The sequence below is a fragment of the Pseudomonas sp. S8 genome (assembly GCF_050473925.1).
Classification (GTDB): domain Bacteria; phylum Pseudomonadota; class Gammaproteobacteria; order Pseudomonadales; family Pseudomonadaceae; genus Aquipseudomonas; species Aquipseudomonas parakoreensis.
In genome coordinates this window covers 4,014,272-4,034,339 of sequence record NZ_JBFDVZ010000016.1, presented here as the reverse complement: position 1 = coordinate 4,034,339, position 20,068 = coordinate 4,014,272, and the positions used below count along the sequence as shown (strand labels likewise).

The following is a 20,068-nucleotide window of genomic DNA, read 5'->3' as shown; positions in this document are numbered from 1 at the left end:
AGCAAGCTCCCTCGCCACAGGGAATAGTGGTTAGTTACTGATCGCCAGAATGCTCGCCTGATACGACCCGACAAACACATCGAAATCACCGACCTCGTTCTGCTCCAGCTCCGCCTGTTGCGCCAGCGACGAGCGCGCCAGTTCCTCGAACTTCGCCTGCTCATCCGCCGTCAACGGCTCGCGGCGGAAGAACTCGGCATGCGCCTGGCTCTGACGCAGGGAGAATTGCGCAAAGCTTTCCTTGTGCTCGGCCATCGCGGCCAGCACCTGCGCCGACGGGGTCAGGGACGGGTCGCTGACTTTGGCCAGTTGCGCATCCAGCGCCTTGCTATGCGTGTCGCCGCCGTGGCTTTGATCAAGCAACGCCGCCAGCGGTGCGATTTTTTCCAGCAGCTCGGCTGCCCAAACCTTCAGCTCGACCGCTTCGCCGTCACGCTGCAACTGCAGGCCCGGACGCCGGCCTTCCTTGACCACGCTGAGGAAGTTCGAAGTGGCATTGCCGCACGAAGTGTTGGTCAGCAGCGGACTGTCGTTCAGCGCGCAATACAGCAGGAACGCGTCGAGGAAGCGCGATTCGGTGACGTCGATGCCCATCGGCAGGAACGGGTTGATGTCCAGGCAACGCACTTCGACGTACTGAATGCCGCGGGCCATCAGGGCCTGGATCGGCCGCTCGCCGGTATAGGTCACGCGTTTCGGGCGGATGTTGGAGTAGTACTCGTTTTCGATCTGCAAGATGTTGGTGTTCAGTTGAACCCACTCGCCATCCTTGTGTGTGCCGACCTCCACATACGGCGGATACGGCGTGGCCACAGCTTTGCGCAGGCTGTCGGTGTAGCTCGCCAGGTCGTTGTAGCACGGCGTCAGGCCAGCCTGGGCGTTGCTCTGGTAACCGAGGTCGCTCATGCGCAGGCTGGTGGCGTACGGCAGGTACAGCGTGTCCGGGTCCAGTTGTTCCAACTGATGCGAACGGCCGCGCAGGAAGCCTGCGTCCAGCGCTGGCGAAGCACCGAACAGGTACATCAGCAGCCAGCTGTAGCGGCGGAAGTTACGGATCAGCGCGATGTACGACGACGACTGGAAATCGCGGTCGGTGCCGACGAAACCTTCGGCTTCGCGCAGCAGCGGCCAGAGCTTTTCCGGCAGGGAAAAGTTGTAGTGAATCCCGGCGATGCACTGCATGGTCTTGCCGTACCGCAGGGCCAGGCCCTTGCGGTAGACGTATTTGAGCTGACCGATGTTGGAGGTGCCGTAATAGGCGATCGGGATGTCTTCCTCGGCCGGCAACGGGCACGGCATCGACGGACTCCACAGGTACTCGTTGCCGAGCTTGCTGTAGGCAAAGCGATGAATCTTGTCCAGGCTCGCCAGCGTATCGGCCGGATCGGGCAGGGCGGGGGTGATGAATTCCAGCAGCGACTCGGAATAGTCGGTGGTGATCTGTTCATTGGTCAGCGCGGAACCCAAGGCTTCCGGGTGCGGCGTTTGCGCCAGACGACCTTCACTGGTCACAGCGCAGGCATTCACGTTCGATACCGTGGAGGCACTGTTCGAGCAGAGAGAGGTTGGCGCGCTCGCCGAGCAGAGCCAGGCGGCGGTTGAGAAGTTCGCTCAATTTGGATTCCTTCACGCGTCAGTCGCCCCAATATGGGGGTGGGCAGGACGGTCTACAAGGGTGAAGTTGAAACTGGCGTTTTCGCCTGGTTTTCTAGCCGGTCAGCCACACACATAAACTGTAGGAGCTGCCGCAGGCTGCGATCTTTTGATTTTGTTTTTCAATAGCAAGATCAAAAGATCGCAGCCTGCGGCAGCTCCTACAGGATTCATTGCGCCGAAATTAACTCAAAATGATGAACAACATCTACAGGACTGCGAACGTGCCTTGCGCTTTTGCGACCAGTTTGTCGCCCTGCATCACGTCGGCCTCGACCACCAGCGTGCGGCGGCCCGGGTGGATCACCCGCGCCGTGCACAGCACCTCGCCGTCGGATACGGCGCGGATATAGTTGATCTTGCACTCGATGGTCGCGCTCTGCTGATCGAAGCCGTGGGTGCTGGAACAGGCCAGCCCCATGGCGATATCGACCAGACTGAACAGCGCGCCACCGTGCAATTTGCCGCCGCGATTGCGCAGTTGCGGTTCCAGCACCAGGGCGACTTGCGCCACCCCGGTTTCCAGGCTGTGCAGGCGGCAGCCCAACAGCTTGAAAAACGCGCTCTCGACGAGCCCGGCCGGAATCTCCATCAGCGTTTCTTCAACTGCTTGGCGTTGGCGAACAGCGAAGCCATGGCGTTGTTCACCGGTGCGGCTGTGGCCGTTTCCTTGCGTGGCGCGTTGTTGGACGACTGGCGCGGTGCCGAGCCCGGACGCGAACCACGGGCACCGTCGATTTTCTCGCCCGGGGTGTCGCTCATGCGCATCGACAGGCCGACGCGTTTGCGCGGGATGTCGACTTCCATGACCTTCACTTTCACCACGTCACCGGCCTTCACCGCTTCGCGTGGGTCCTTGATGAACTTCTCCGACAACGCCGAGATGTGCACCAGACCGTCCTGATGCACGCCGATGTCGACGAACGCGCCGAACGCGGTCACGTTGGTGACGACGCCTTCGAGGATCATCCCCAGTTGCAGGTCTTTCAGGTCTTCGACGCCTTCCTGGAACTCGGCGGTCTTGAACTCCGGACGCGGGTCGCGACCCGGTTTTTCCAGTTCTTGCAGAATGTCGGTGACGGTGGGCAGACCGAAGGTCTCGTCGGTGAACTTCTTCGGGTCCAGACGCTTGAGGAACGCGGCGTCGCCGATCAGCGAGCGAATGTCGCGGTCGGTTTCAGCGGCGATGCGCTGTACCAGTGGATAGGCTTCCGGGTGAACGGCCGAGGAATCCAACGGGTTGTCGCCGTTCATCACGCGCAGGAAGCCTGCGGCCTGTTCGAAGGTTTTCTCGCCCAGACGCGCAACTTTCTTCAGCGCTGCACGGGTCTTGAACGCGCCGTGCTCGTCACGGTGAGCGACGATGTTCTGCGCCAGGGTCGCGTTGAGGCCGGAAATCCGCGCCAGCAAGGCCACCGAGGCGGTGTTTACATCGACGCCGACGGCGTTTACGCAGTCCTCGACCACCGCATCCAGACCACGCGCCAGTTTCAGCTGCGAGACGTCGTGCTGGTACTGGCCGACACCGATGGATTTCGGATCGATCTTCACCAGTTCGGCCAGTGGATCCTGCAGACGACGGGCGATGGACACCGCGCCACGGATCGACACGTCCAGATCCGGGAATTCCTTGGCAGCCAGTTCCGACGCCGAGTACACCGATGCACCGGCCTCGGAGACCATGACCTTGGTCATCTTCATTGCTGGGTATTTTTTGATCAGCTCGATCGCCAGTTTGTCGGTTTCGCGGCTGGCGGTGCCGTTGCCGATGGCGATCAGGTCAACCGAGTGCTTGGCGCACAGGGCGGCCAGAATGGCGATGGTCTGATCCCACTTGTTGTGCGGCACGTGCGGGTACACCGTGGCGTGATCGAGCAGCTTGCCGGTGGAGTCGACTACCGCGACTTTGCAGCCGGTACGCAGGCCCGGGTCGAGGCCCAGGGTGGCGCGCGGGCCGGCCGGCGCGGCCAGCAGCAGGTCGTGCAGGTTGTGGGCGAAGACGTTGATCGCCTCGGTTTCGGCACCGTCGCGCAGCTCGCCGAGAAGGTCGGTTTCGAGGTGGGTGTAGAGCTTGACCTTCCAGGTCCAGCGCACCACTTCACCGAGCCATTTGTCGGCCGGGCGGTTCTGATTCTGGATGCCGAATTGCTGGCCGATCATGCCTTCGCACGGGTGCATGGTGCCCGGCAGCTCGTCGCCGACTTTCAGCGCGGAGCTGAGGATGCCTTCGTTGCGGCCACGGAAAATCGCGAGTGCGCGGTGCGACGGCATGCTTTTCAGCGGCTCGTCGTGTTCGAAGTAGTCGCGGAACTTGGCGCCTTCTTCTTCCTTGCCAGCGATCACGCGGGCGCTGATGGTCGCTTCCTGCTTGAGGAAGTTACGCAGCTTCTCCAGCAGACTGGCGTCTTCGGCGAAGCGCTCCATCAGGATGTACTTGGCGCCTTCCAGCGCAGCTTTCACGTCGGCTACGCCTTTCTCGGCGTCGACGAAGCGTGCGGCTTCGGTTTCTGGCGATAGATTCGGGTCGTTGAACAGGCCGTCGGCCAGCTCGCCGAGGCCGGCTTCCAGGGCAATCTGGCCCTTGGTTCGGCGCTTCTGCTTGTACGGCAGGTACAAGTCTTCGAGGCGGGTCTTGGTGTCGGCGAGTTTGATGTCGCGCTCGAGGGCGGGGGTGAGTTTGCCCTGCTCCTGGATGCTGGCGAGGATGCTGATGCGCCGTTCGTCGAGTTCTCGCAGGTAGCGCAGACGCTCTTCCAGATGACGCAGCTGGGTGTCATCGAGGCTGCCGGTGACTTCTTTCCGGTAACGGGCGATGAAGGGAACGGTAGAGCCTTCATCGAGTAGCGCGACGGCCGCTTCGACCTGTTGCGGGCGTACGCCGAGTTCCTCGGCGATGCGGCTGTTGATGCTGTCCATAAAACCACCTGACATAGTGTGAAAGCAGGCTCGCAGGCACGGAAATAAAGGCCCGGAGTCTGGTTGAGCGGCTAGAAAATTGCCGCTGCCTGGGTCAAAAGGCTCCCCATTGACCCGTGAAATCGAACAATTACTGCGGCCACCGGTAAAAAAGCCCGGCCACCTGCGGTAACGATTCAGACGTTGCCTGGCACAAAACGCCGCGCATTATAACCAGCGTTCTGTCATTCGGGGGTGTAGCAGTCTGTAGGCACAAACCCCGGTTTTCTGGCAGTGAAGGAAAAATCTGCTAACAATGCACACGGTGCGTATAACGGCAGCTACGCCATAATGCGCGCCGAGCTAAAAGGAGCATCCAATGAGCAGCACTGCAAACAATGCTGAAGGCGAAAAAATTCTTATTGTTGACGACGATCCAGGGCTGAGCAGCCTGCTGGAACGCTTTTTCGTCAGCAAGGGCTACCGCGCCCGTGCCGTACCGAACACCGAGCAAATGGACCGTCTGCTGTCGCGTGAAGTGTTCAATCTGGTCGTCCTCGACCTGATGCTGCCGGGCGAAGACGGCCTGACCGCGTGCCGTCGCCTGCGGGCGGCGAACAATCAGATTCCGATTATCATGCTCACCGCCAAGGGCGATGAGATGAGCCGCATCAAGGGCCTGGAACTGGGCGCCGATGACTACCTGGCCAAGCCGTTCAACCCGGACGAGCTGATGGCTCGGGTCAAAGCGGTTCTGCGGCGTCAGGCCGCACCGGTGCCGGGCGCACCGGGCAGTGAAGACGAAAATGTCACCTTCGGTGATTACGTGCTGTCGCTGGCGACCCGCGAGCTGAAACGTGGCGAAGAAGTGCACATGCTCACCACCGGTGAGTTTGCGGTACTCAAGGCGCTGGTAATGAACGCGCGTCAGCCGCTGACCCGCGACAAACTGATGAACCTGGCCCGTGGTCGCGAGTGGGATGCCCTTGAGCGTTCCATCGATGTGCAGATCTCCCGTCTGCGCCGGATGATCGAACCGGATCCGTCGAAACCGCGCTACATCCAGACGGTCTGGGGCGTGGGCTACGTGTTCGTACCGGATGGCGCCGCTACCAAGTGATCGGCGATTTGTAGGAGCGGGTCTGCGCAGACCGGGTTGATCGACCCTCTACGCAGACTCGCAATCCGCAATATGCGAGCATGGCTCGCTCCTGCAAGTGTGTAACGGTTATCGATGAAAACCCCCGTCTGGTTCCCCCAAAGTTTTTTCTCCCGCACCCTTTGGCTGGTGCTCATCGTCGTGCTGTTTTCCAAGGCGCTGACCCTGGTTTATCTGTTGATGAACGAGGACGTGCTGGTGGATCGCCAATACAGCCACGGCGTCGCCCTGACGCTGCGTGCCTATTGGGCGGCCGATGAAGAAAACCGCGCGAAGATCGCCGATGCCGCGACGCTGATCCGGGTGGTCGGCGCCGGTGTGCCGGAGGGCGAACAGCACTGGCCGTACAGTGAAATTTATCAGCGGCAGATGCAGGCGGAGCTGGGCGCCGATACCGAAGTGCGTTTGCGCATGCACTCGCCGCCGGCGCTGTGGGTGCGTGCACCGAGTCTGGGTGATGGCTGGCTGAAAGTGCCGCTGTACCCGCATCCATTACGCGGCCAGAAAATCTGGAACGTGCTCGGCTGGTTCCTCGCCATCGGTTTGTTATCGACCGCGTCGGCATGGATTTTCGTCAGTCAGCTCAACCAGCCGTTGAAACGCCTGGTGTATGCCGCCCGACAACTCGGTCAGGGCCGCAGCGTGCGTCTGCCGATCAGCGATACACCGAGCGAGATGACCGAGGTGTATCGCGCCTTCAACCAGATGGCCGAAGACGTCGAACAGGCCGGGCGCGAGCGCGAGCTGATGCTGGCCGGGGTGTCCCATGACTTGCGTACGCCGCTGACCCGTTTGCGGCTGTCGCTGGAGCTGATGGGCGATCGCAATGACCTGACTGACGACATGGTCCGCGATATCGAAGACATGGACGCGATTCTCGACCAGTTCCTCGCGTTCATTCGTGACGGTCGTGACGAGTCGGTGGAAGAAGTGGACCTGAGCGATCTGGTGCGTGAGGTGGCCGCACCCTATAACCAGAGCGAAGAAAAAGTACGCTTGCGACTGGAACCGATCCAGCCGTTTCCACTGCGCCGGGTGTCGATGAAACGCCTGCTGAACAACCTGATCGGCAACGCCCTGAACCATGCCGGTAGTGGCGTCGAGGTCGCGGCTTATGTGTCTGGCGATACCAGCGCGCCGTACGTGGTGTTGAGCGTGATGGACCGTGGCGCGGGGATTGATCCGTCAGAGCTTGAGGCGATCTTCAACCCGTTCACCCGTGGCGACCGTGCCCGGGGTGGCAAAGGCACCGGGTTGGGGTTGGCAATTGTGAAGCGGATTGCTTCGATGCATGGCGGCAATGTCGAACTGCGCAACCGCTCCGGGGGCGGGCTGGAAGCGCGGGTAAGGTTGCCGTTGGGGTTGATGTTGCCGCGGGATGCGGTCTAACAGTCGGGATGTTCAGCGGGGTTGATGGCCCCTTCGCGAGCAAGCTCGCTCCCACAGGGGAACGCATTCCAAAATGTGGGAGCGGGCTTGCCCGCGAAGGCGGCCTGTCAGCCGCCACATTTCAAACGGATCAACCCTTGCCCTTTGTCCGGGTCATGTTCGGCCCGCCATTCTTCTCAAGGTGTTCGATGATGATCCCCGCCACGTTCTTGCCGGTGGTGGTCTCGATGCCTTCCAGGCCCGGCGACGAGTTCACTTCCATCACCAATGGCCCGTGGTTCGAACGCAAGATATCCACACCCGCCACCGCCAGGCCCATGACCTTGGCCGCACGCAACGCGGTCATGCGTTCTTCCGGGGTGATCTTGATCAGGCTGGCGCTGCCGCCACGGTGCAGGTTGGAGCGGAACTCGCCCGGTTTGGCCTGACGTTTCATGGCAGCGATCACCTTGTCGCCGACCACGAAACAGCGGATATCCGCACCGCCGGCTTCCTTGATGTATTCCTGAACCATGATGTTCTGCTTCAGGCCCATGAACGCCTCGATCACCGATTCGGCTGCGGTTGCGGTTTCGCACAGCACCACACCGATGCCTTGAGTGCCTTCCAGCACCTTGATCACCAGCGGCGCGCCGTTGACCATGTCGATCAGGTCGGGAATGTCGTCCGGCGAGTGAGCGAAGCCGGTGACCGGCAGGCCGATGCCGCGACGCGACAGCAGTTGCAGCGAACGCAATTTGTCTCGCGAGCGGGCGATGGCCACCGATTCGTTGAGCGGAAACACCCCCATCATTTCGAACTGGCGCAACACGGCGCAACCGTAGAACGTTACCGACGCCCCGATTCGCGGAATCACCGCGTCGAAGCCTTCCAGCGGTTTGCCGCGATAGTGGATCTGCGGCTTGTGGCTGGCAATGTTCATGTAGGCGCGCAAGGTGTCGATCACGACCATTTCATGCCCGCGCTCGGTGCCGGCTTCGACCAGGCGACGGGTGGAATACAGACGCGGATTCCGCGACAGCACAGCGATCTTCATGCAACACCTGTGGAGGAGGTAGATACCGGGAACACCGGCTTGTCTTGTACATATTTGATGCCCGGATTGACCACCAGCTGGCCGTCGATCAAGGCTTTGGACCCGAGCAACAGGCGATAGCGCATGGACTTGCGGCAGGCGAGGGTGAACTCGACCTGCCAGACCCGATCACCGAGGGCCAGGGTGGTGCTGATCACATAGCGCACCTGCGCCTGGCCGTTGGAGCTTTTGATGGTTTTGCGCGTCACCAGCGGTGCTTCGCAACGCCGATGACGCAACTGCACCACCGTGCCCAGATGCGCGGTGAAACGCACCCACTTCTCGCCATCGCGTTCGAACGGTTCAATGTCGGTGGCGTGCAGGCTGGAGGTGCTGGCGCCGGTGTCGATTTTCGCCCGCAGGCCCGCGACTCCCAGATCCGGGAGCGCCACCCACTCGCGCAGACCGACAACGGTCAAATGGTCAAATGTCTTCAAAAAAATGCTCAACCGTGGCAACCGCTCAGCCCGCAAGGGCCGGATTCGCGGTATTCACGCAGAATAAGGGTTAAAAGGCGACAGATTTCTACGGCCCGGATCGCCGACGCCTCAAGCGGGTGTCGGCTGGTGCGCATTGTAATCCGCGGCGGCGTCATTCATGGCACGACAGAAACGGTAGTACAGTTCATCAATATTTCAGAATGAGGAAATTCCATGGCACAAAAAAGCGAAGAGGACGACAAGGTCCGTCTCGACAAGTGGTTGTGGGCGGCGCGCTTTTATAAAACCCGGGCCCTGGCCAAAGCAGCCATCGAAAGTGGCAAGGTGCACTGCCGAGGGGAGCGCTGCAAGCCTGGCAAAGAGCCACGCATTGGCGATGAATTCGAGATTCGTACCGGTTTTGAAGAGCGCACGGTGAGGGTCGACGCCTTGTCGATCGTACGTCGTGGCGCACCCGAGGCGCAGACGCTGTATACCGAGACCGAGGCGAGCATTGCCAAGCGTGAAGCGGCAGCGGCGATGCGCAAGGCCGGAGCGTTAGGTGTGAGTACCGACGGCAAGCCGAGCAAGAAGCAGCGGCGGGATCTGTTCAAATTTCGTGGCAGCAGCCACGAATAAAAAGATCGCAGCCTGCGGCAGATCCTACATGGGAATACATTTTCCTGTAGGAGCTGCCGCAGGCTGCGATCTTTTCAGCATTCAACCCATTAACGGGCAGACACCACACTCATCCGCGAAACCACCGGCAGCTTGCCCAGCAGATTGAAAACCGGCGCAGTGACCTTCAGCCAGAAGTTGGCGGCGTGATAAGCGAACGGTGTGTAGTAACCCCAGCCCAACGCCCACACCGCCAGCAGCATGCCGCCGATGTAATCATCCTGGCCCCAGTGCGCGCCGGCCACCAGACGCGGCAGCATGAACAGCAGCGCCAGGCCCCAGACCGTGAGGAACTGGCCGATCGAGCGGCTGAACACGCCCATGAACAGTGCCCAGATCAGCAACACCGAAGCGTGGTCACCGGGGAAGCTCTGACTTGAGCGATCCTTCAGTTCCCAGGCTTTTTCCAGGTGCGGGAAGTAATCACTCAGGTGCACCGCGCCTTCCAGCACCATCGATGGACTGCTGTGCTGCCAGTCCATGTAGTCGGCGAATTTGGAAAACAGCGCGCGAATCACCACCATCAACAGCAGAATCGAGAAAAAACCGAAAAAGGCGCGACGTACATCAATCGCCTTGAACACCCAGTCACCCTTGATCAGCAGCGTCAGCAGAATCAGACCTACAACGATGTCGAACGGGCGCAGACTTGCAATTGCCCAGATGTGGAGCCATATGGGGTTGCTGGCCAGTGGTGCATTGAGTGAGCGAAACAGCCACTCGTCGAAAATCACACACAGCATCTGGCCCGTAGGCCATAACCAGAAAGCCAGTAGCGCCAACGGCACCACGTTACACAGAACCAGCCGGCCGAGGTTCCACCTTGATTGGAACAAACCCGGATTGTTCATAAAATGCCTCCCGTGGCTGAACATTCGCACCAAATGGGTGCGGAGAAGCGCGGGATTTTCATCTTTTGTAACCATTTTGTCATCAATTCAGATACCCAGACCTATGACTGATCTCCCGGATACCGATTACACCCAACGCTTCATCTTCGATGACAGCGACACTCGCGGCGAGCTGGTTGCGCTGGAACGCAGCTACGCCGAAGTCCTCGCCAAGCACCCGTACCCGGAGCCGGTCGCGCAATTGCTGGGCGAATTGATGGCGGCCGCTTCGTTGCTGGTGGGCACCCTGAAATTCGACGGCTTGCTGATTCTGCAGGCGCGCTCCGAAGGCCCGATTCCGCTGCTGATGATCGAATGCTCCAGCGAGCGCGAGATCCGTGGTCTGGCGCGTTATAACGCCGAGCAGATCGCCCCGGATGCGACCCTTGCCGACCTGATGCCGGGCGGTGACCTGACCCTGACCGTCGACCCGACGATCGGCCAGCGTTACCAGGGTATCGTCGACCTCGACGGTGAAACCCTGTCGGAATGCTTCACCAATTATTTCGTCATGTCTCAGCAGGTTGGCACCCGCTTCAAGCTGTTCGCCGACGGCCGTCGTGCCCGCGGCATGCTGCTGCAGCAACTGCCGGCCGACCGCCTGAAAGACGAAGAAGAGCGCGCCGCCAGCTGGCAGCACATCACCGCGCTGGCCAGCACTCTGAGCGCCGATGAATTGCTCAGCCTGGACAACGAAACCGTCCTGCATCGCCTCTACCACGAAGAGCAGGTGCGCCTGTTCGATGTGCAAAACCTGCGCTTCCGTTGCAGCTGCTCGCGGGAACGCTCGGGTAATGCGCTGGTCAGCCTGGGTCTGGAAGACGCGCAGGCACTGGTGGCCGAACGCGGTGGCGAAGTCGAGATCGATTGCCAGTTCTGCAACCAGCGTTACCTGTTCGATGCGGCCGATATTGCTCAATTGTTCGCTGGTGCGGGCGTCGACACGCCGTCAGATACCCGGCACTAAAACGGTTCAGCGCAGGTAAATTCACTGCGTAACGACGGAATTTCGCCGTTACGACGGGAGGACCCTACTCTTTTTGGGCTTTTCTGGCATAATCCGGCCCACTTTTTTCGCGGTAGTAGTGCACGACTTTCTACTACAAAACGTTTGGAGCACACTCGGCCACTGGCCGACGGGGAACCTCATGACGCAAGCCAATAACGCCGTGTACACCGATCTGAGTGTTGATGATCTGGTAAAAGAAGCCCTGCAACGCGGTGAGGGCGAGCTTGCCGATACCGGCGCTCTGGTTGTTCGCACCGGTCACCGCACCGGCCGTTCGCCAGTCGATCGTTTCATCGTTGAAGAGCCTTCCACCCAGGCCGCTATCGCCTGGGGCCCGATCAACCGCAAGTTCCCGGCCGACAAGTTCGACGCGCTGTGGGCTCGTGTCGAGGCGTTCAACAACGCGCAAGAGCACTTTGTTTCCCACGTGCATGTAGGCGCGGCTGAAGATCACTACCTTGCCGTGAAAATGACCACCCAGACTGCCTGGCAGAACCTGTTCGGTCGTTGCCTGTTCATCAACCCGGCCCAGTACAACCCGGCCGGTCGTGAAGAGTGGCAAGTGCTCAACGTGGCCAACTTCGAGTGCGTGCCTGAGCGTGACGGCACCAACTCCGACGGTTGCGTGATCATCAACTTCGCGCAGAAGAAAGTGCTGATTGCCGGCATGCGTTACGCCGGTGAGATGAAGAAAGCCATGTTCTCCGTGCAGAACTTCCTGCTGCCGGCCGCTGACGTGCTGCCAATGCACTGCGCTGCCAACATCGGCGAAGAAGGCGATGTGACCCTGTTCTTCGGTCTGTCGGGCACCGGTAAAACCACCCTGTCGGCCGATGAAAGCCGTTACCTGATCGGTGACGACGAACACGGCTGGGGCGAAGGCGTTGTCTTCAACATCGAAGGCGGCTGCTACGCCAAGTGCATCGACCTGTCCGAGAAGAACGAACCGGTCATCTGGAAAGCCATCAAGCACGGCGCAGTCCTGGAAAACGTGGTCATCGACGATGCCAAGCACGCCGACTACGCCGATGTCAGCCTGACCCAGAACAGCCGCGCAGCCTACCCGCTGGAGCACGTTGCCAAGCGTTCCGCGAAGAACCTGGGCGGCGAGCCAAACGCGGTGATCTTCCTGACCTGCGACCTGACCGGCGTGCTGCCGCCAGTGTCGATCCTCAACGAAGAGCAAGCGGCCTACCACTTCCTGTCCGGCTACACCGCGTTGGTGGGCTCGACTGAAATGGGTTCGGGCAGCGGCATCAAGTCGACCTTCTCCACCTGCTTCGGCGCACCGTTCTTCCCGCGTCCGGCTGGTGAATACGCAGAACTGTTGATCAAGCGCATCCGCGGCTTCGGCTCCAAGGTCTACCTGGTCAACACCGGCTGGACCGGCGGTGGCTACGGCGTCGGCAAACGCTTCAACATCCCGACCACCCGTGCCGTGATCGCCGCGATCCAGAGCGGCGCACTGATCGGTGCCGCCACCGAGCACCTGGACACCATCAACCTCGACGTGCCACTGGCCGTACCGGGCGTTGAAACCAACCTGCTCAACCCACGCAACACCTGGGCTGACAAAGCTGCCTACGACGAAGCGGCCAAGGCCCTGGCCGGTCTGTTCATCGAGAACTTCAAAAAGTTCGAAGTGAGCGACGCGATCAAGGCGGCGGGTCCTAAGTTGTAAGAGTGGTTTGTTGTGAACTGAAAAGCCGCCTCTAGGGGCGGCTTTTTTGTGGGTCATGGCTTAGCTGTTGTTATCGGTTTAACTGCCATTATTCCCGCAGAATTTTGCTGTAGATTTTTCGCGTTACGCCGATCACCACCCCACCGGCCTCAACGGATATGCCGGTATGCCGCCAAGTCCAGCACGCTGGTGGTCAATCCACTATCCGGCGCGTAGATCCCGCCCTTCACCGACGAGAAAGGCAAACCTCTGCTGCCCAGCGAAACGTAGCGTTCGCCTTGGTCCAGTTCGGTGAACCAGGTGTAGGAGTACTTTTCCATGGCCTTGTATTTCGCGGCGTCCCTGACCATCGCATCGCCGCATTGCTTCAGGGCGGCATCGCTCAGGTTCAGGGAGTTGGTCAGCGGGGTGCCCCAACGCTTGAGGCAGGTTTCGGCGAAGTGACGCACGAATTGGCCGGGTTCGGCGAGGACCTTCGGGCCGGCGTTGCCGTCAGCGGCAGCGTTGCCGACCAGGGTGGCGTGGCGGCCGGGGATCGGGAAGATATGCGTGCGCGTACCGGTAGCCGTTTGCGGGATAACGCAGCTGAAACCTTTCGAACGCTCGTCGCGGGCATAGAAGCCAACGTATTCTTTGACGTTGCTGTTGAGTTTGACCCGATGTTCCTGGAAGTTGCCGATACCGGGCACCGGATCAATGGCGAGGATCTTCACCGGAATGCTTTTCAAAGCACTGTCATTGAACATGGCGTTGGCCAGCATATGGCAACTTATACCGCCTCGACTCCAGCCGACCAGGTTGACCTGAGTGGGAATAATGCCATCCTTGCGGAACGTTTTAATGATTTGCTCCTGCAACTTCTGCTGGGTCACGCTGCGTTCTCCGTAGTTGTATTTACGCCAAAACCAGGAGCCTTCGATTTTTACATCTTCAATGGGAATACCGGCCGCTTTGAGACGGTTGTATTCCGCTTCGGTCAGTTGTTGGCGTTGCCAGTCGCACTTGCCTTTGATGATGTTCATTGCGTGCAGCACGTTTTCCTCCCAGCCCTTGCCGAACAACGTGCCGCTGAGACCGTAGTCGGCAGATTTGGTGAACAGCTCATCGGCCTGCAGGTTACTGGAGCCGGGGCCGTCGACGACAATCCATTCGGCGAACTCGCGGCCCGCGTGGTGCGAAGCGAGAGTGGACACCAACTCGCCGTTCCAATAGTTGTTGTTGCTGGTGTCGAACTTGGTGGAACCCGTGCCGCAAAAGAAAATAGTCAATGTGCTCATCATGTTACTCTTGAATGAATTAAGAGCAAGCAGGCTAGTTTTTTATATTGCGGATATGAAGTGGTTAGTTGTTGCGTTGTTTGTGCGTGTGATTTTATAAAGCGTTTGCAAGTTGAAGTTTTGCTACTTCCAGAAGTTCGCAGCCGTCTTGGGTCAATAAATACAGGGCGTTGACGATGTTCGGGATGTCTTTGACATCGGCCTGTTTGAAACACAAACAGTAAAGAGTCTCCAGCAAATCGCTGGCGGCACGCAGGCGTTGATGCGCAGCGTCGAGCAGTTCGCCGTGGCTGGCTTGGGTATCTATGGTCAGCACCGGATGATCGCCGTCGGTGCTTTTGAGCGGGCGATAACGATTGGCCAGCGGGTTATGCATGTTCATGTTCAGACGTGTCCTGTACGAAGTCGCTCCAGTGGTTGCAGCCGCGCCGGCCACTATAGAAGTGCGTGGCAAGGGGTCACAAGACCGCCGTGATGGACGGAGTTCGTAGGGGTTTTTCCGAGACTCGGGCAATTGCCCTACAAGGTTTTGCAGCTTTTTCGAGGTAAAACCCTTAGCGCAGAAATTTCCCACGGGATTCACAGGCGTTTCTTGAGAATCCTCTGTATGGTGCGCGCCAGAAACTGTAGGACGTTTCCAAACGTCCGATGCGCGCTTAAAGGGAATTGAGTATGCGGTGGCTACGAATAGCCTCGATTTTATTGCTGGGGACCATGGGTTGTCGCTTGGCCGTAGCTGCTGATGCCGGCAACGGCTGGGTGTTTGTCGATCTGCAACGCACCGGCTGGCCCGACGCGCTGTCCAGCCAGGCCCGCATCGATACTGCTTCACGTGCCGAAGTGTTGATGTTCGCCAAAGTCCTGTTGGCGAGTGAAACGCTGGATGCTGGCGCACTGCAACGGCAACTGGATGTGCCGCATGTGCGGCTCAAACCGATCCGGCAGGTGCGCGAGGGACTGTGGGAGCGTTTGCTGGGCATTTATCGCAACGCCAGTCAGGACTGTGGCGAACAGCTGTTCTGTGCACGAGTGCGCAGTGTGGCGGACCTGCGACAACTGGCGGCGGCGTTTACCGGCGATATCAGTCCGGCCCATGCACAGTGGGCGAGCAAGAGCCAGGGTGTGCATGAACAGGAACTGAATGCGCAACTTCGGGTGGCCGTGCTGCGTCCCTAGCCTGTCGTTGCGACGAGACCTAGGTGACTACGTGATCTGCAGTGGCGCGCATGGCGAGGGGCGGAATGTCATCGGGGAGTTGCATGCATCCGCCCAGCAACAGCGATGCGAGCGTCAGGGTGAGGAGCAGTTTCAGTCTGTCGGACATGTTTATTCCTTGAGTTGACCCACGGGTGTCGGCCGTCCTGGCACGACGCTCGTTTCGTGGATGCGGCGCACGTTACCTGCCTTGCGGTCAGGCCGGCGAGAGGCAAATTGTTTCCTTTGTTTGATCCGGTGGGATCCGCCCCGGCGCTGTATCATCCCGTATCGAATTGACCCCCGACCTTTTCTCGACTCGCTGTGATCGCCCGCTAGGCTGTTGGCATCACAGCGGTCAACGGAGTGACAGCGCATGCACCACACCCTGGAACAGGTTTTCGGTTATCCACAGTTTCGACCCGGGCAGGAAGCGGCAATCAGCGCTGTATTGGCCGGGCGCTCGGCGGCGGCGATTTTCCCCACCGGGTCCGGCAAGTCACTGTGCTATCAAGTGCCGGCGCTGTTGCTGCCGCATCTGACCCTGGTGGTGTCGCCGCTGTTGGCGTTGATGCAGGATCAACTGGCATTCCTCAAACGTCACGGTATCAGTGCCGGCAGCATCGATTCGGCGCAAAGTCGCGATGATGCCAATGACGTGATGGCCCGCGCCCGTTCGGGTGAATTGAAGATTCTGATGATTTCGGTGGAGCGCCTGAAGAACGAGCGTTTCCGCAACTTTTTGCAGCAGGTGCCGATCTCGTTGCTGGTGATTGATGAAGCGCACTGTATTTCGGAATGGGGCCACAACTTCCGCCCCGACTATCTGAAGCTGCCGGACTATCAGCGCCAGTTCAACATCCCGCAAACCCTGCTGCTGACGGCCACGGCGACGCCGAAAGTTGTCGCCGACATGCAGGCCAGATTCGCCATCGCCGCTGCTGATGTGGTGACCACCGGTTTCTATCGACCCAACCTCAATCTGCTGGTGGAACCGGTACGCGGCGAGGACAAACGCCGGCGCCTGGTGGAGTGGATGAGCGAGCGTCCAGGCCAGCCGAGCATTGTCTACGTGACGCTGCAGAAAACTGCCGAACACATCGCCGAGCATCTGGGGCGCAACGGCATACAGGCCCAGGCCTATCACGCCGGTTTGCCCAATGATCAGCGCGAGGCGATTCAGAAGGAATTCATGGCCGGGCAGTCCAATTGCATCGTCGCAACCATTGCCTTTGGTATGGGGATCGACAAGAGCGACATCCGCAACGTGGTGCATTTCGATTTGCCGAAATCCATCGAAAACTACAGTCAGGAAATCGGTCGCGCCGGACGCGACGGGCAGCCGTCGGATTGCCTGGTGCTGGCCAACCGCGACAGCCTCAACGTGCTGGAAAACTTCGTCTACGGCGATACCCCGGAGCGTGAAGGGATTCGTTGTGTGCTGGAAGAAATGCAGGCTGCCGCAGCCGAAGGGCAGTGGGAGTTTCTGCTCGGGCCGCTGGCCGATCAGAGCAACATTCGCGCGTTGCCGCTGAAAACTTTACTGGTGCAAATGGAGCTGCGCGGTTTGATCGCGCCGCGCTATGCCTATTACGCCGAATACCGTTTCAAATACCTGCTGGAGCCGGACGCCCTGCTTGAGCGTTTCGACGGTGAGCGCAGGGATTTCGTCGCGGCCATCATCCACACCTCCAGTCGCGCACGCACCTGGGCCACGGTGAATTTCGAAGCGATGTACACGCAGTATTCGGCTGAGCGCAACCGGGTGGTGAAGGCGCTGGATTACTTTCAGGAGAAGGGCTGGGTCGAGCTTGAGAGCAAGCAGATGACCGAGGTCTACACCGTGCTGCACAGTGATTTCGACAGCGCTGTTTTGAGCGCCGAATTGCATGCGTATTTCACCCGACATGAACAGACTGAAATAGTGCGGATTCACGCCATGCTCGATCTGTTCGGCACTGAGCGCTGCCTGGGCCATCGCCTGGCCGAACACTTCGGCGATCACAACGCCCCCGAGCGATGCGGGCACTGTTCGGTGTGCCACGGTGATGTCGCGCGCCTTCCGGCGCCTCCCGAGTTGCCAGCGCTTGTGGATAAAAACTTCGCGACGCTGTGCGGTGATTTTATCCACAGGCACGAACAGCACACTGGCAGTTTGCCGACGGCGGAGAGCCTGACGCGATTTCTGTGCGGGATCAGTGTGCCGTTGTTCACCAGGTTAAAGGCACGGACGATTTCGGGGTATGCGGCGCTGGAGGAGTATCCGTACGCCGAGGTTCGCAGTTGGGCTCAAGAACATCTCTGATATGTCGGTAGCTCCTGCAGTGTGCGATTTCAGGGCGATTGGGGTTTATCCATGCGCTGAATGTCGCTCATCACGGTAATAAACTTCAAAAACGTCCGGTGCGTGACTATGGTGAAGGCTGTCTTTGGATCGCCAACAAGAGAACAACATGAGCCAGACATCCTTCGATATTCAGCAAGCTGCCGTGATCGGCGCGGGCACCATGGGCCGCGGCATTGTCATGTGCCTGGCCAATGCTGGCATCGCCGTGCAGTGGGTCGATAACAATCCACAGATGCTTGAGCAGGCACTGGCGACGGTGGCCGACACCTATGCACACAATGTGCGTCAGGGCCGGATCGATCAGGTCGAAGCCGACGCACGCCTTGCCCGGATCAGCGCGGCGGCGGATTACCCGGCGATTCGCAATGTCGATCTGGTGATCGAAGCGGTATACGAAAACCTTGAACTCAAGCAGAAGATCTTTCGCGAGCTGGATGGCCTGCTCAAGCCTGAGGCGTTGTTGGCGAGTAACACTTCGGCGCTGGATATCGACGCGATTGCTGCTGCGACTCGACGTCCGTCGCAAGTGCTCGGCCTGCATTTCTTCAGCCCCGCGCACATCATGAAACTGCTGGAAATCGTCCGTGGGGCACAGACTTCGCCGCTTGCACTGGAAGCGGCGCTGGCGCTGGGCAAGCGCATGGGCAAGGTCAGTGTGGTGTCGGGCAACTGCCACGGCTTTATCGGCAATCGCATGCTGCATCCGTACGTGCTGGAGGCGCGCAAGATGCTGCTCGAGGGCGCTTATCCACAACAGGTGGACGCGGCGCTGCAGGGGTTCGGTTTCGCCATGGGGCCGTTCCGCATGTATGACGTCGTCGGCATTGATCTGGAGTGGCGTGCGCGCGAGCTGGCCGGCAAGGGGCAGGATGCGCCAGAAGTTCAGGTGGACAACCGCTTGTGCGAGATGGGCCGCTTCGGGCAGAAATCCGGCAATGGTTATTATCACTATGAGCCGGGCAGTCGACAGGCCGAGCCTGATCCCGAAGTCGATGCACTGGTGCTGCGGGTCAGCGAAGAGCTGGGCTTCCAGCGCCGCGCGATCGGTCCGGAGGAGATTCTGGAGCGTTGCCTGCTGGCGCTGGTCAACGAGGGCGCAAAGATTCTTCAGGAAGGCATTGCCGGGTCGGCCCATGACATTGATCTGGTGTACCTGAACGGCTACGGATTCCCGGCCGACAAGGGCGGTCCGATGGCCTGGGCGGATCAGCAGGGGCTGGCGGACATTCATCAGCGCTTGCTGGCACTGCAAACGCGGCAGGGTGATCAGTGGCAACCGGCGCGCTTGATTGGCGAGCTGGCGGCTCAGGGCAAGGGGTTTGCCGAACGCTGATTGCTAGAGCCACCAAGGTTTCGCCTTTAGACTGCTCGCAAAACTTCCTGGATCAATGCTGATGTCCAACCCGATGCCACAACGCTCCGATTACCCGCATTTCCAGCCGGTCACCACGCGCTGGCACGACAACGACGTCTACGGGCATGTGAATAACGTCACCTATTACAGCTTCTTCGACACTGCAGTGAATACCTACCTGATCCAGGTCGGCGGCCTGGATATTCATGACGGCGAGGTGGTGGGGTTTGTGGTCAGTTCGGCCTGTGACTACTTTGCCTCGATCGCTTTTCCGGACTTGATCGAGATCGGTCTGCGGGTCGGCAAGCTGGGCAACAGTTCGGTGCAATACGAACTGGCGGTGTTCAAGGTCGGTGAAACTGAGGCCTGTGCGGCGGGGCGTTTCGTCCATGTATTCGTGGAACGAACGAGCAATCAGCCGGTGTCGATTCCAGGCAGATTGCGTCAAGCGCTGGAGCGTCTGGTGGTTTGAACCAGAGCAAAAAAAATCGCAGCCCTTGGGCTGCGATTTTTGCTTTCCCGCTTAACGCAACGGATTAGTCGCGATAGTAGCGGTGATGTTTGCGGTGACCATAAGCGTGGCCACGGCCAGGATGACGGTCGCGGTAGTAGCGACGGTCGTCGCGGCCGCGATCGTAATGACGATCATCGTCACGGCTTTCGTTACCCATGTAGTTGCCCAGCGCGCCACCGGCGCCGCCACCTGCTGCGGCGCCGATCAGGCTGCCGGTGGTGCCGCCCATGCTGCGGCCGACCACGTTACCGCCGGCTGCGCCCAGCGCACCACCAATGGCTGCTTCGCCACGGCTGTGCTTGTTGGCGCCGACCGCGCTACCACCCGCGCCGCCCAGGGCTGCGCCAATGGTTGAACCTGTATTGCCGCCTAAAGACTGACCGACGACCGAGCCAAGAACCCCGCCCAATGCGCCGCCCACACCTGCTTCGGTGGTGCCTCCGGCAGAAGCGAAGCCACTGACCAGGCCAAGGGACAACAAGAGAATCGAGGAGAACTTCATAGAGGAGCCTCAAAGGGATGACGGCGCGATCC

At 59.9% G+C, this 20,068-nt stretch carries 18 protein-coding genes and 1 pseudogene; 9 read left to right on the top strand and 10 right to left on the bottom strand.

Translation table 11 applies throughout. The features are described 5' to 3' along the window. Positions 1-30 precede the first annotated feature (30 nt). From gshA to AB1J88_RS19345, 3 genes and pseudogenes are all read right to left on the bottom strand, one after another. Positions 31-1,615, bottom strand: a pseudogene (gene gshA / locus AB1J88_RS19355) (glutamate--cysteine ligase). 246 nt (positions 1,616-1,861) lie between these two features. Next, positions 1,862-2,245 (bottom strand): PaaI family thioesterase, encoded by a 384-nt coding sequence (locus tag AB1J88_RS19350; protein ID WP_086793980.1) that lies wholly within the window; start codon positions 2,243-2,245, stop codon positions 1,862-1,864. Next, a complete protein-coding gene (locus AB1J88_RS19345) occupies positions 2,245-4,569 on the bottom strand; it encodes a Tex family protein (RefSeq protein WP_086793978.1) in 2,325 nt (774 codons plus the stop codon). The genes AB1J88_RS19350 and AB1J88_RS19345 overlap by 1 nt, the downstream gene beginning before the upstream one ends. A 358-nt stretch (positions 4,570-4,927) precedes the next feature. Here AB1J88_RS19345 and ompR point away from each other — a divergent pair, with 358 nt between their 5' ends. Together ompR and AB1J88_RS19335 are read left to right on the top strand one after the other, a co-directional pair. Continuing rightward, on the top strand, positions 4,928-5,668 hold the full coding sequence (ompR, locus tag AB1J88_RS19340) for a two-component system response regulator OmpR (RefSeq protein ID WP_003220637.1): 741 nt from the start codon (positions 4,928-4,930) through the stop codon (positions 5,666-5,668). Between the two features lie 114 nt (positions 5,669-5,782). Next, entirely contained in the window at positions 5,783-7,096 is a 1,314-nt protein-coding gene (locus AB1J88_RS19335; protein ID WP_027611205.1) for an ATP-binding protein, read from the top strand. A 130-nt stretch (positions 7,097-7,226) separates the two neighbouring features. Here the strand turns inward: AB1J88_RS19335 and rimK are convergent, their stop codons facing one another. Both rimK and AB1J88_RS19325 read right to left on the bottom strand, forming a co-directional pair. Then, positions 7,227-8,132 (bottom strand): 30S ribosomal protein S6--L-glutamate ligase, encoded by a 906-nt coding sequence (gene rimK, locus AB1J88_RS19330; RefSeq protein WP_007949201.1) that lies wholly within the window; start codon positions 8,130-8,132, stop codon positions 7,227-7,229. After that, entirely contained in the window at positions 8,129-8,590 is a 462-nt protein-coding gene (locus tag AB1J88_RS19325; protein WP_174377334.1) for an ATP-dependent zinc protease family protein, read from the bottom strand. The genes rimK and AB1J88_RS19325 overlap by 4 nt, the downstream gene beginning before the upstream one ends. A 234-nt stretch (positions 8,591-8,824) precedes the next feature. Here AB1J88_RS19325 and AB1J88_RS19320 point away from each other — a divergent pair, with 234 nt between their 5' ends. After that, positions 8,825-9,229 (top strand): RNA-binding S4 domain-containing protein, encoded by a 405-nt coding sequence (locus AB1J88_RS19320; protein ID WP_401281855.1) that lies wholly within the window; start codon positions 8,825-8,827, stop codon positions 9,227-9,229. 89 nt (positions 9,230-9,318) lie between these two features. Here the strand turns inward: AB1J88_RS19320 and AB1J88_RS19315 are convergent, their stop codons facing one another. Beyond that, positions 9,319-10,119 carry a phosphatase PAP2 family protein gene (locus AB1J88_RS19315; protein ID WP_430289903.1) on the bottom strand — a complete coding sequence of 267 codons (801 nt, stop codon included), beginning with the start codon at positions 10,117-10,119 and terminating at the stop codon, positions 9,319-9,321. Between the two features lie 103 nt (positions 10,120-10,222). Here AB1J88_RS19315 and hslO point away from each other — a divergent pair, with 103 nt between their 5' ends. Together hslO and AB1J88_RS19305 are read left to right on the top strand one after the other, a co-directional pair. Continuing rightward, positions 10,223-11,125, top strand: a complete 903-nt coding sequence (hslO, locus tag AB1J88_RS19310; protein ID WP_041071252.1) for an Hsp33 family molecular chaperone HslO — start codon at positions 10,223-10,225, stop codon at positions 11,123-11,125. A 181-nt stretch (positions 11,126-11,306) separates the two neighbouring features. After that, positions 11,307-12,848, top strand: coding sequence for a phosphoenolpyruvate carboxykinase (locus tag AB1J88_RS19305; protein ID WP_041071255.1), 1,542 nt, complete (start codon positions 11,307-11,309; stop codon positions 12,846-12,848). Between the two features lie 149 nt (positions 12,849-12,997). On the opposite strand, the gene AB1J88_RS19300 is transcribed toward AB1J88_RS19305, so the two are convergent. After that, on the bottom strand, positions 12,998-14,125 hold the full coding sequence (locus AB1J88_RS19300; RefSeq protein WP_430291751.1) for a hypothetical protein: 1,128 nt from the start codon (positions 14,123-14,125) through the stop codon (positions 12,998-13,000). A gap of 94 nt (positions 14,126-14,219) precedes the next feature. Next, a complete protein-coding gene (locus AB1J88_RS19295; protein WP_108181383.1) occupies positions 14,220-14,507 on the bottom strand; it encodes a hypothetical protein in 288 nt (95 codons plus the stop codon). Between the two features lie 290 nt (positions 14,508-14,797). Here AB1J88_RS19295 and AB1J88_RS19290 point away from each other — a divergent pair, with 290 nt between their 5' ends. Further along, the gene (locus AB1J88_RS19290; RefSeq protein ID WP_108181384.1) at positions 14,798-15,301 is read left to right on the top strand and encodes a polysaccharide deacetylase; all 504 of its coding nucleotides are present in this window, start codon (positions 14,798-14,800) and stop codon (positions 15,299-15,301) included. A gap of 19 nt (positions 15,302-15,320) precedes the next feature. Here AB1J88_RS19290 and AB1J88_RS19285 read toward each other — a convergent pair whose 3' ends face one another. Further along, positions 15,321-15,449: a hypothetical protein gene (locus AB1J88_RS19285; RefSeq protein ID WP_260687873.1), complete on the bottom strand. Its 129-nt coding sequence runs from the start codon at positions 15,447-15,449 to the stop codon at positions 15,321-15,323. A gap of 246 nt (positions 15,450-15,695) precedes the next feature. Between AB1J88_RS19285 and AB1J88_RS19280 the strand changes: the two genes are divergently transcribed. From AB1J88_RS19280 to AB1J88_RS19270, 3 genes are all read left to right on the top strand, one after another. Beyond that, entirely contained in the window at positions 15,696-17,624 is a 1,929-nt protein-coding gene (locus tag AB1J88_RS19280) for a RecQ family ATP-dependent DNA helicase (RefSeq protein ID WP_430291750.1), read from the top strand. 148 nt (positions 17,625-17,772) lie between these two features. Next, positions 17,773-18,999, top strand: a complete 1,227-nt coding sequence (locus tag AB1J88_RS19275; RefSeq protein WP_430291749.1) for a 3-hydroxyacyl-CoA dehydrogenase NAD-binding domain-containing protein — start codon at positions 17,773-17,775, stop codon at positions 18,997-18,999. Positions 19,000-19,060: 61 nt separating this feature from the next. Beyond that, complete coding sequence (locus AB1J88_RS19270) at positions 19,061-19,492, top strand: acyl-CoA thioesterase (RefSeq protein WP_430291748.1); 432 nt, start codon at positions 19,061-19,063, stop codon at positions 19,490-19,492. 64 nt (positions 19,493-19,556) lie between these two features. On the opposite strand, the gene AB1J88_RS19265 is transcribed toward AB1J88_RS19270, so the two are convergent. Further along, a complete protein-coding gene (locus AB1J88_RS19265; protein ID WP_041071273.1) occupies positions 19,557-20,036 on the bottom strand; it encodes a glycine zipper domain-containing protein in 480 nt (159 codons plus the stop codon). Positions 20,037-20,068 lie beyond the last annotated feature (32 nt).

What these genes read in the sequence shown, in the direction of transcription:
- AB1J88_RS19350 (WP_086793980.1), bottom strand. Translation starts at nt 2,245, where the DNA reads ATGGAGATTCCGGCCGGGCTCGTCGAGAGCGCGTTTTTCAAGCTGTTG.
- AB1J88_RS19345 (WP_086793978.1), bottom strand. Translation starts at nt 4,569, where the DNA reads ATGGACAGCATCAACAGCCGCATCGCCGAGGAACTCGGCGTACGCCCG.
- ompR (WP_003220637.1), top strand. Translation starts at nt 4,928, where the DNA reads ATGAGCAGCACTGCAAACAATGCTGAAGGCGAAAAAATTCTTATTGTT.
- AB1J88_RS19335 (WP_027611205.1), top strand. Translation starts at nt 5,783, where the DNA reads ATGAAAACCCCCGTCTGGTTCCCCCAAAGTTTTTTCTCCCGCACCCTT.
- rimK (WP_007949201.1), bottom strand. Translation starts at nt 8,132, where the DNA reads ATGAAGATCGCTGTGCTGTCGCGGAATCCGCGTCTGTATTCCACCCGT.
- AB1J88_RS19320 (WP_401281855.1), top strand. Translation starts at nt 8,825, where the DNA reads ATGGCACAAAAAAGCGAAGAGGACGACAAGGTCCGTCTCGACAAGTGG.
- AB1J88_RS19315 (WP_430289903.1), bottom strand. Translation starts at nt 10,119, where the DNA reads ATGAACAATCCGGGTTTGTTCCAATCAAGGTGGAACCTCGGCCGGCTG.
- hslO (WP_041071252.1), top strand. Translation starts at nt 10,223, where the DNA reads ATGACTGATCTCCCGGATACCGATTACACCCAACGCTTCATCTTCGAT.
- AB1J88_RS19305 (WP_041071255.1), top strand. Translation starts at nt 11,307, where the DNA reads ATGACGCAAGCCAATAACGCCGTGTACACCGATCTGAGTGTTGATGAT.
- AB1J88_RS19300 (WP_430291751.1), bottom strand. Translation starts at nt 14,125, where the DNA reads ATGAGCACATTGACTATTTTCTTTTGCGGCACGGGTTCCACCAAGTTC.
- AB1J88_RS19295 (WP_108181383.1), bottom strand. Translation starts at nt 14,507, where the DNA reads ATGAACATGCATAACCCGCTGGCCAATCGTTATCGCCCGCTCAAAAGC.
- AB1J88_RS19290 (WP_108181384.1), top strand. Translation starts at nt 14,798, where the DNA reads ATGCGGTGGCTACGAATAGCCTCGATTTTATTGCTGGGGACCATGGGT.
- AB1J88_RS19285 (WP_260687873.1), bottom strand. Translation starts at nt 15,449, where the DNA reads ATGTCCGACAGACTGAAACTGCTCCTCACCCTGACGCTCGCATCGCTG.
- AB1J88_RS19280 (WP_430291750.1), top strand. Translation starts at nt 15,696, where the DNA reads ATGCACCACACCCTGGAACAGGTTTTCGGTTATCCACAGTTTCGACCC.
- AB1J88_RS19275 (WP_430291749.1), top strand. Translation starts at nt 17,773, where the DNA reads ATGAGCCAGACATCCTTCGATATTCAGCAAGCTGCCGTGATCGGCGCG.
- AB1J88_RS19270 (WP_430291748.1), top strand. Translation starts at nt 19,061, where the DNA reads ATGTCCAACCCGATGCCACAACGCTCCGATTACCCGCATTTCCAGCCG.
- AB1J88_RS19265 (WP_041071273.1), bottom strand. Translation starts at nt 20,036, where the DNA reads ATGAAGTTCTCCTCGATTCTCTTGTTGTCCCTTGGCCTGGTCAGTGGC.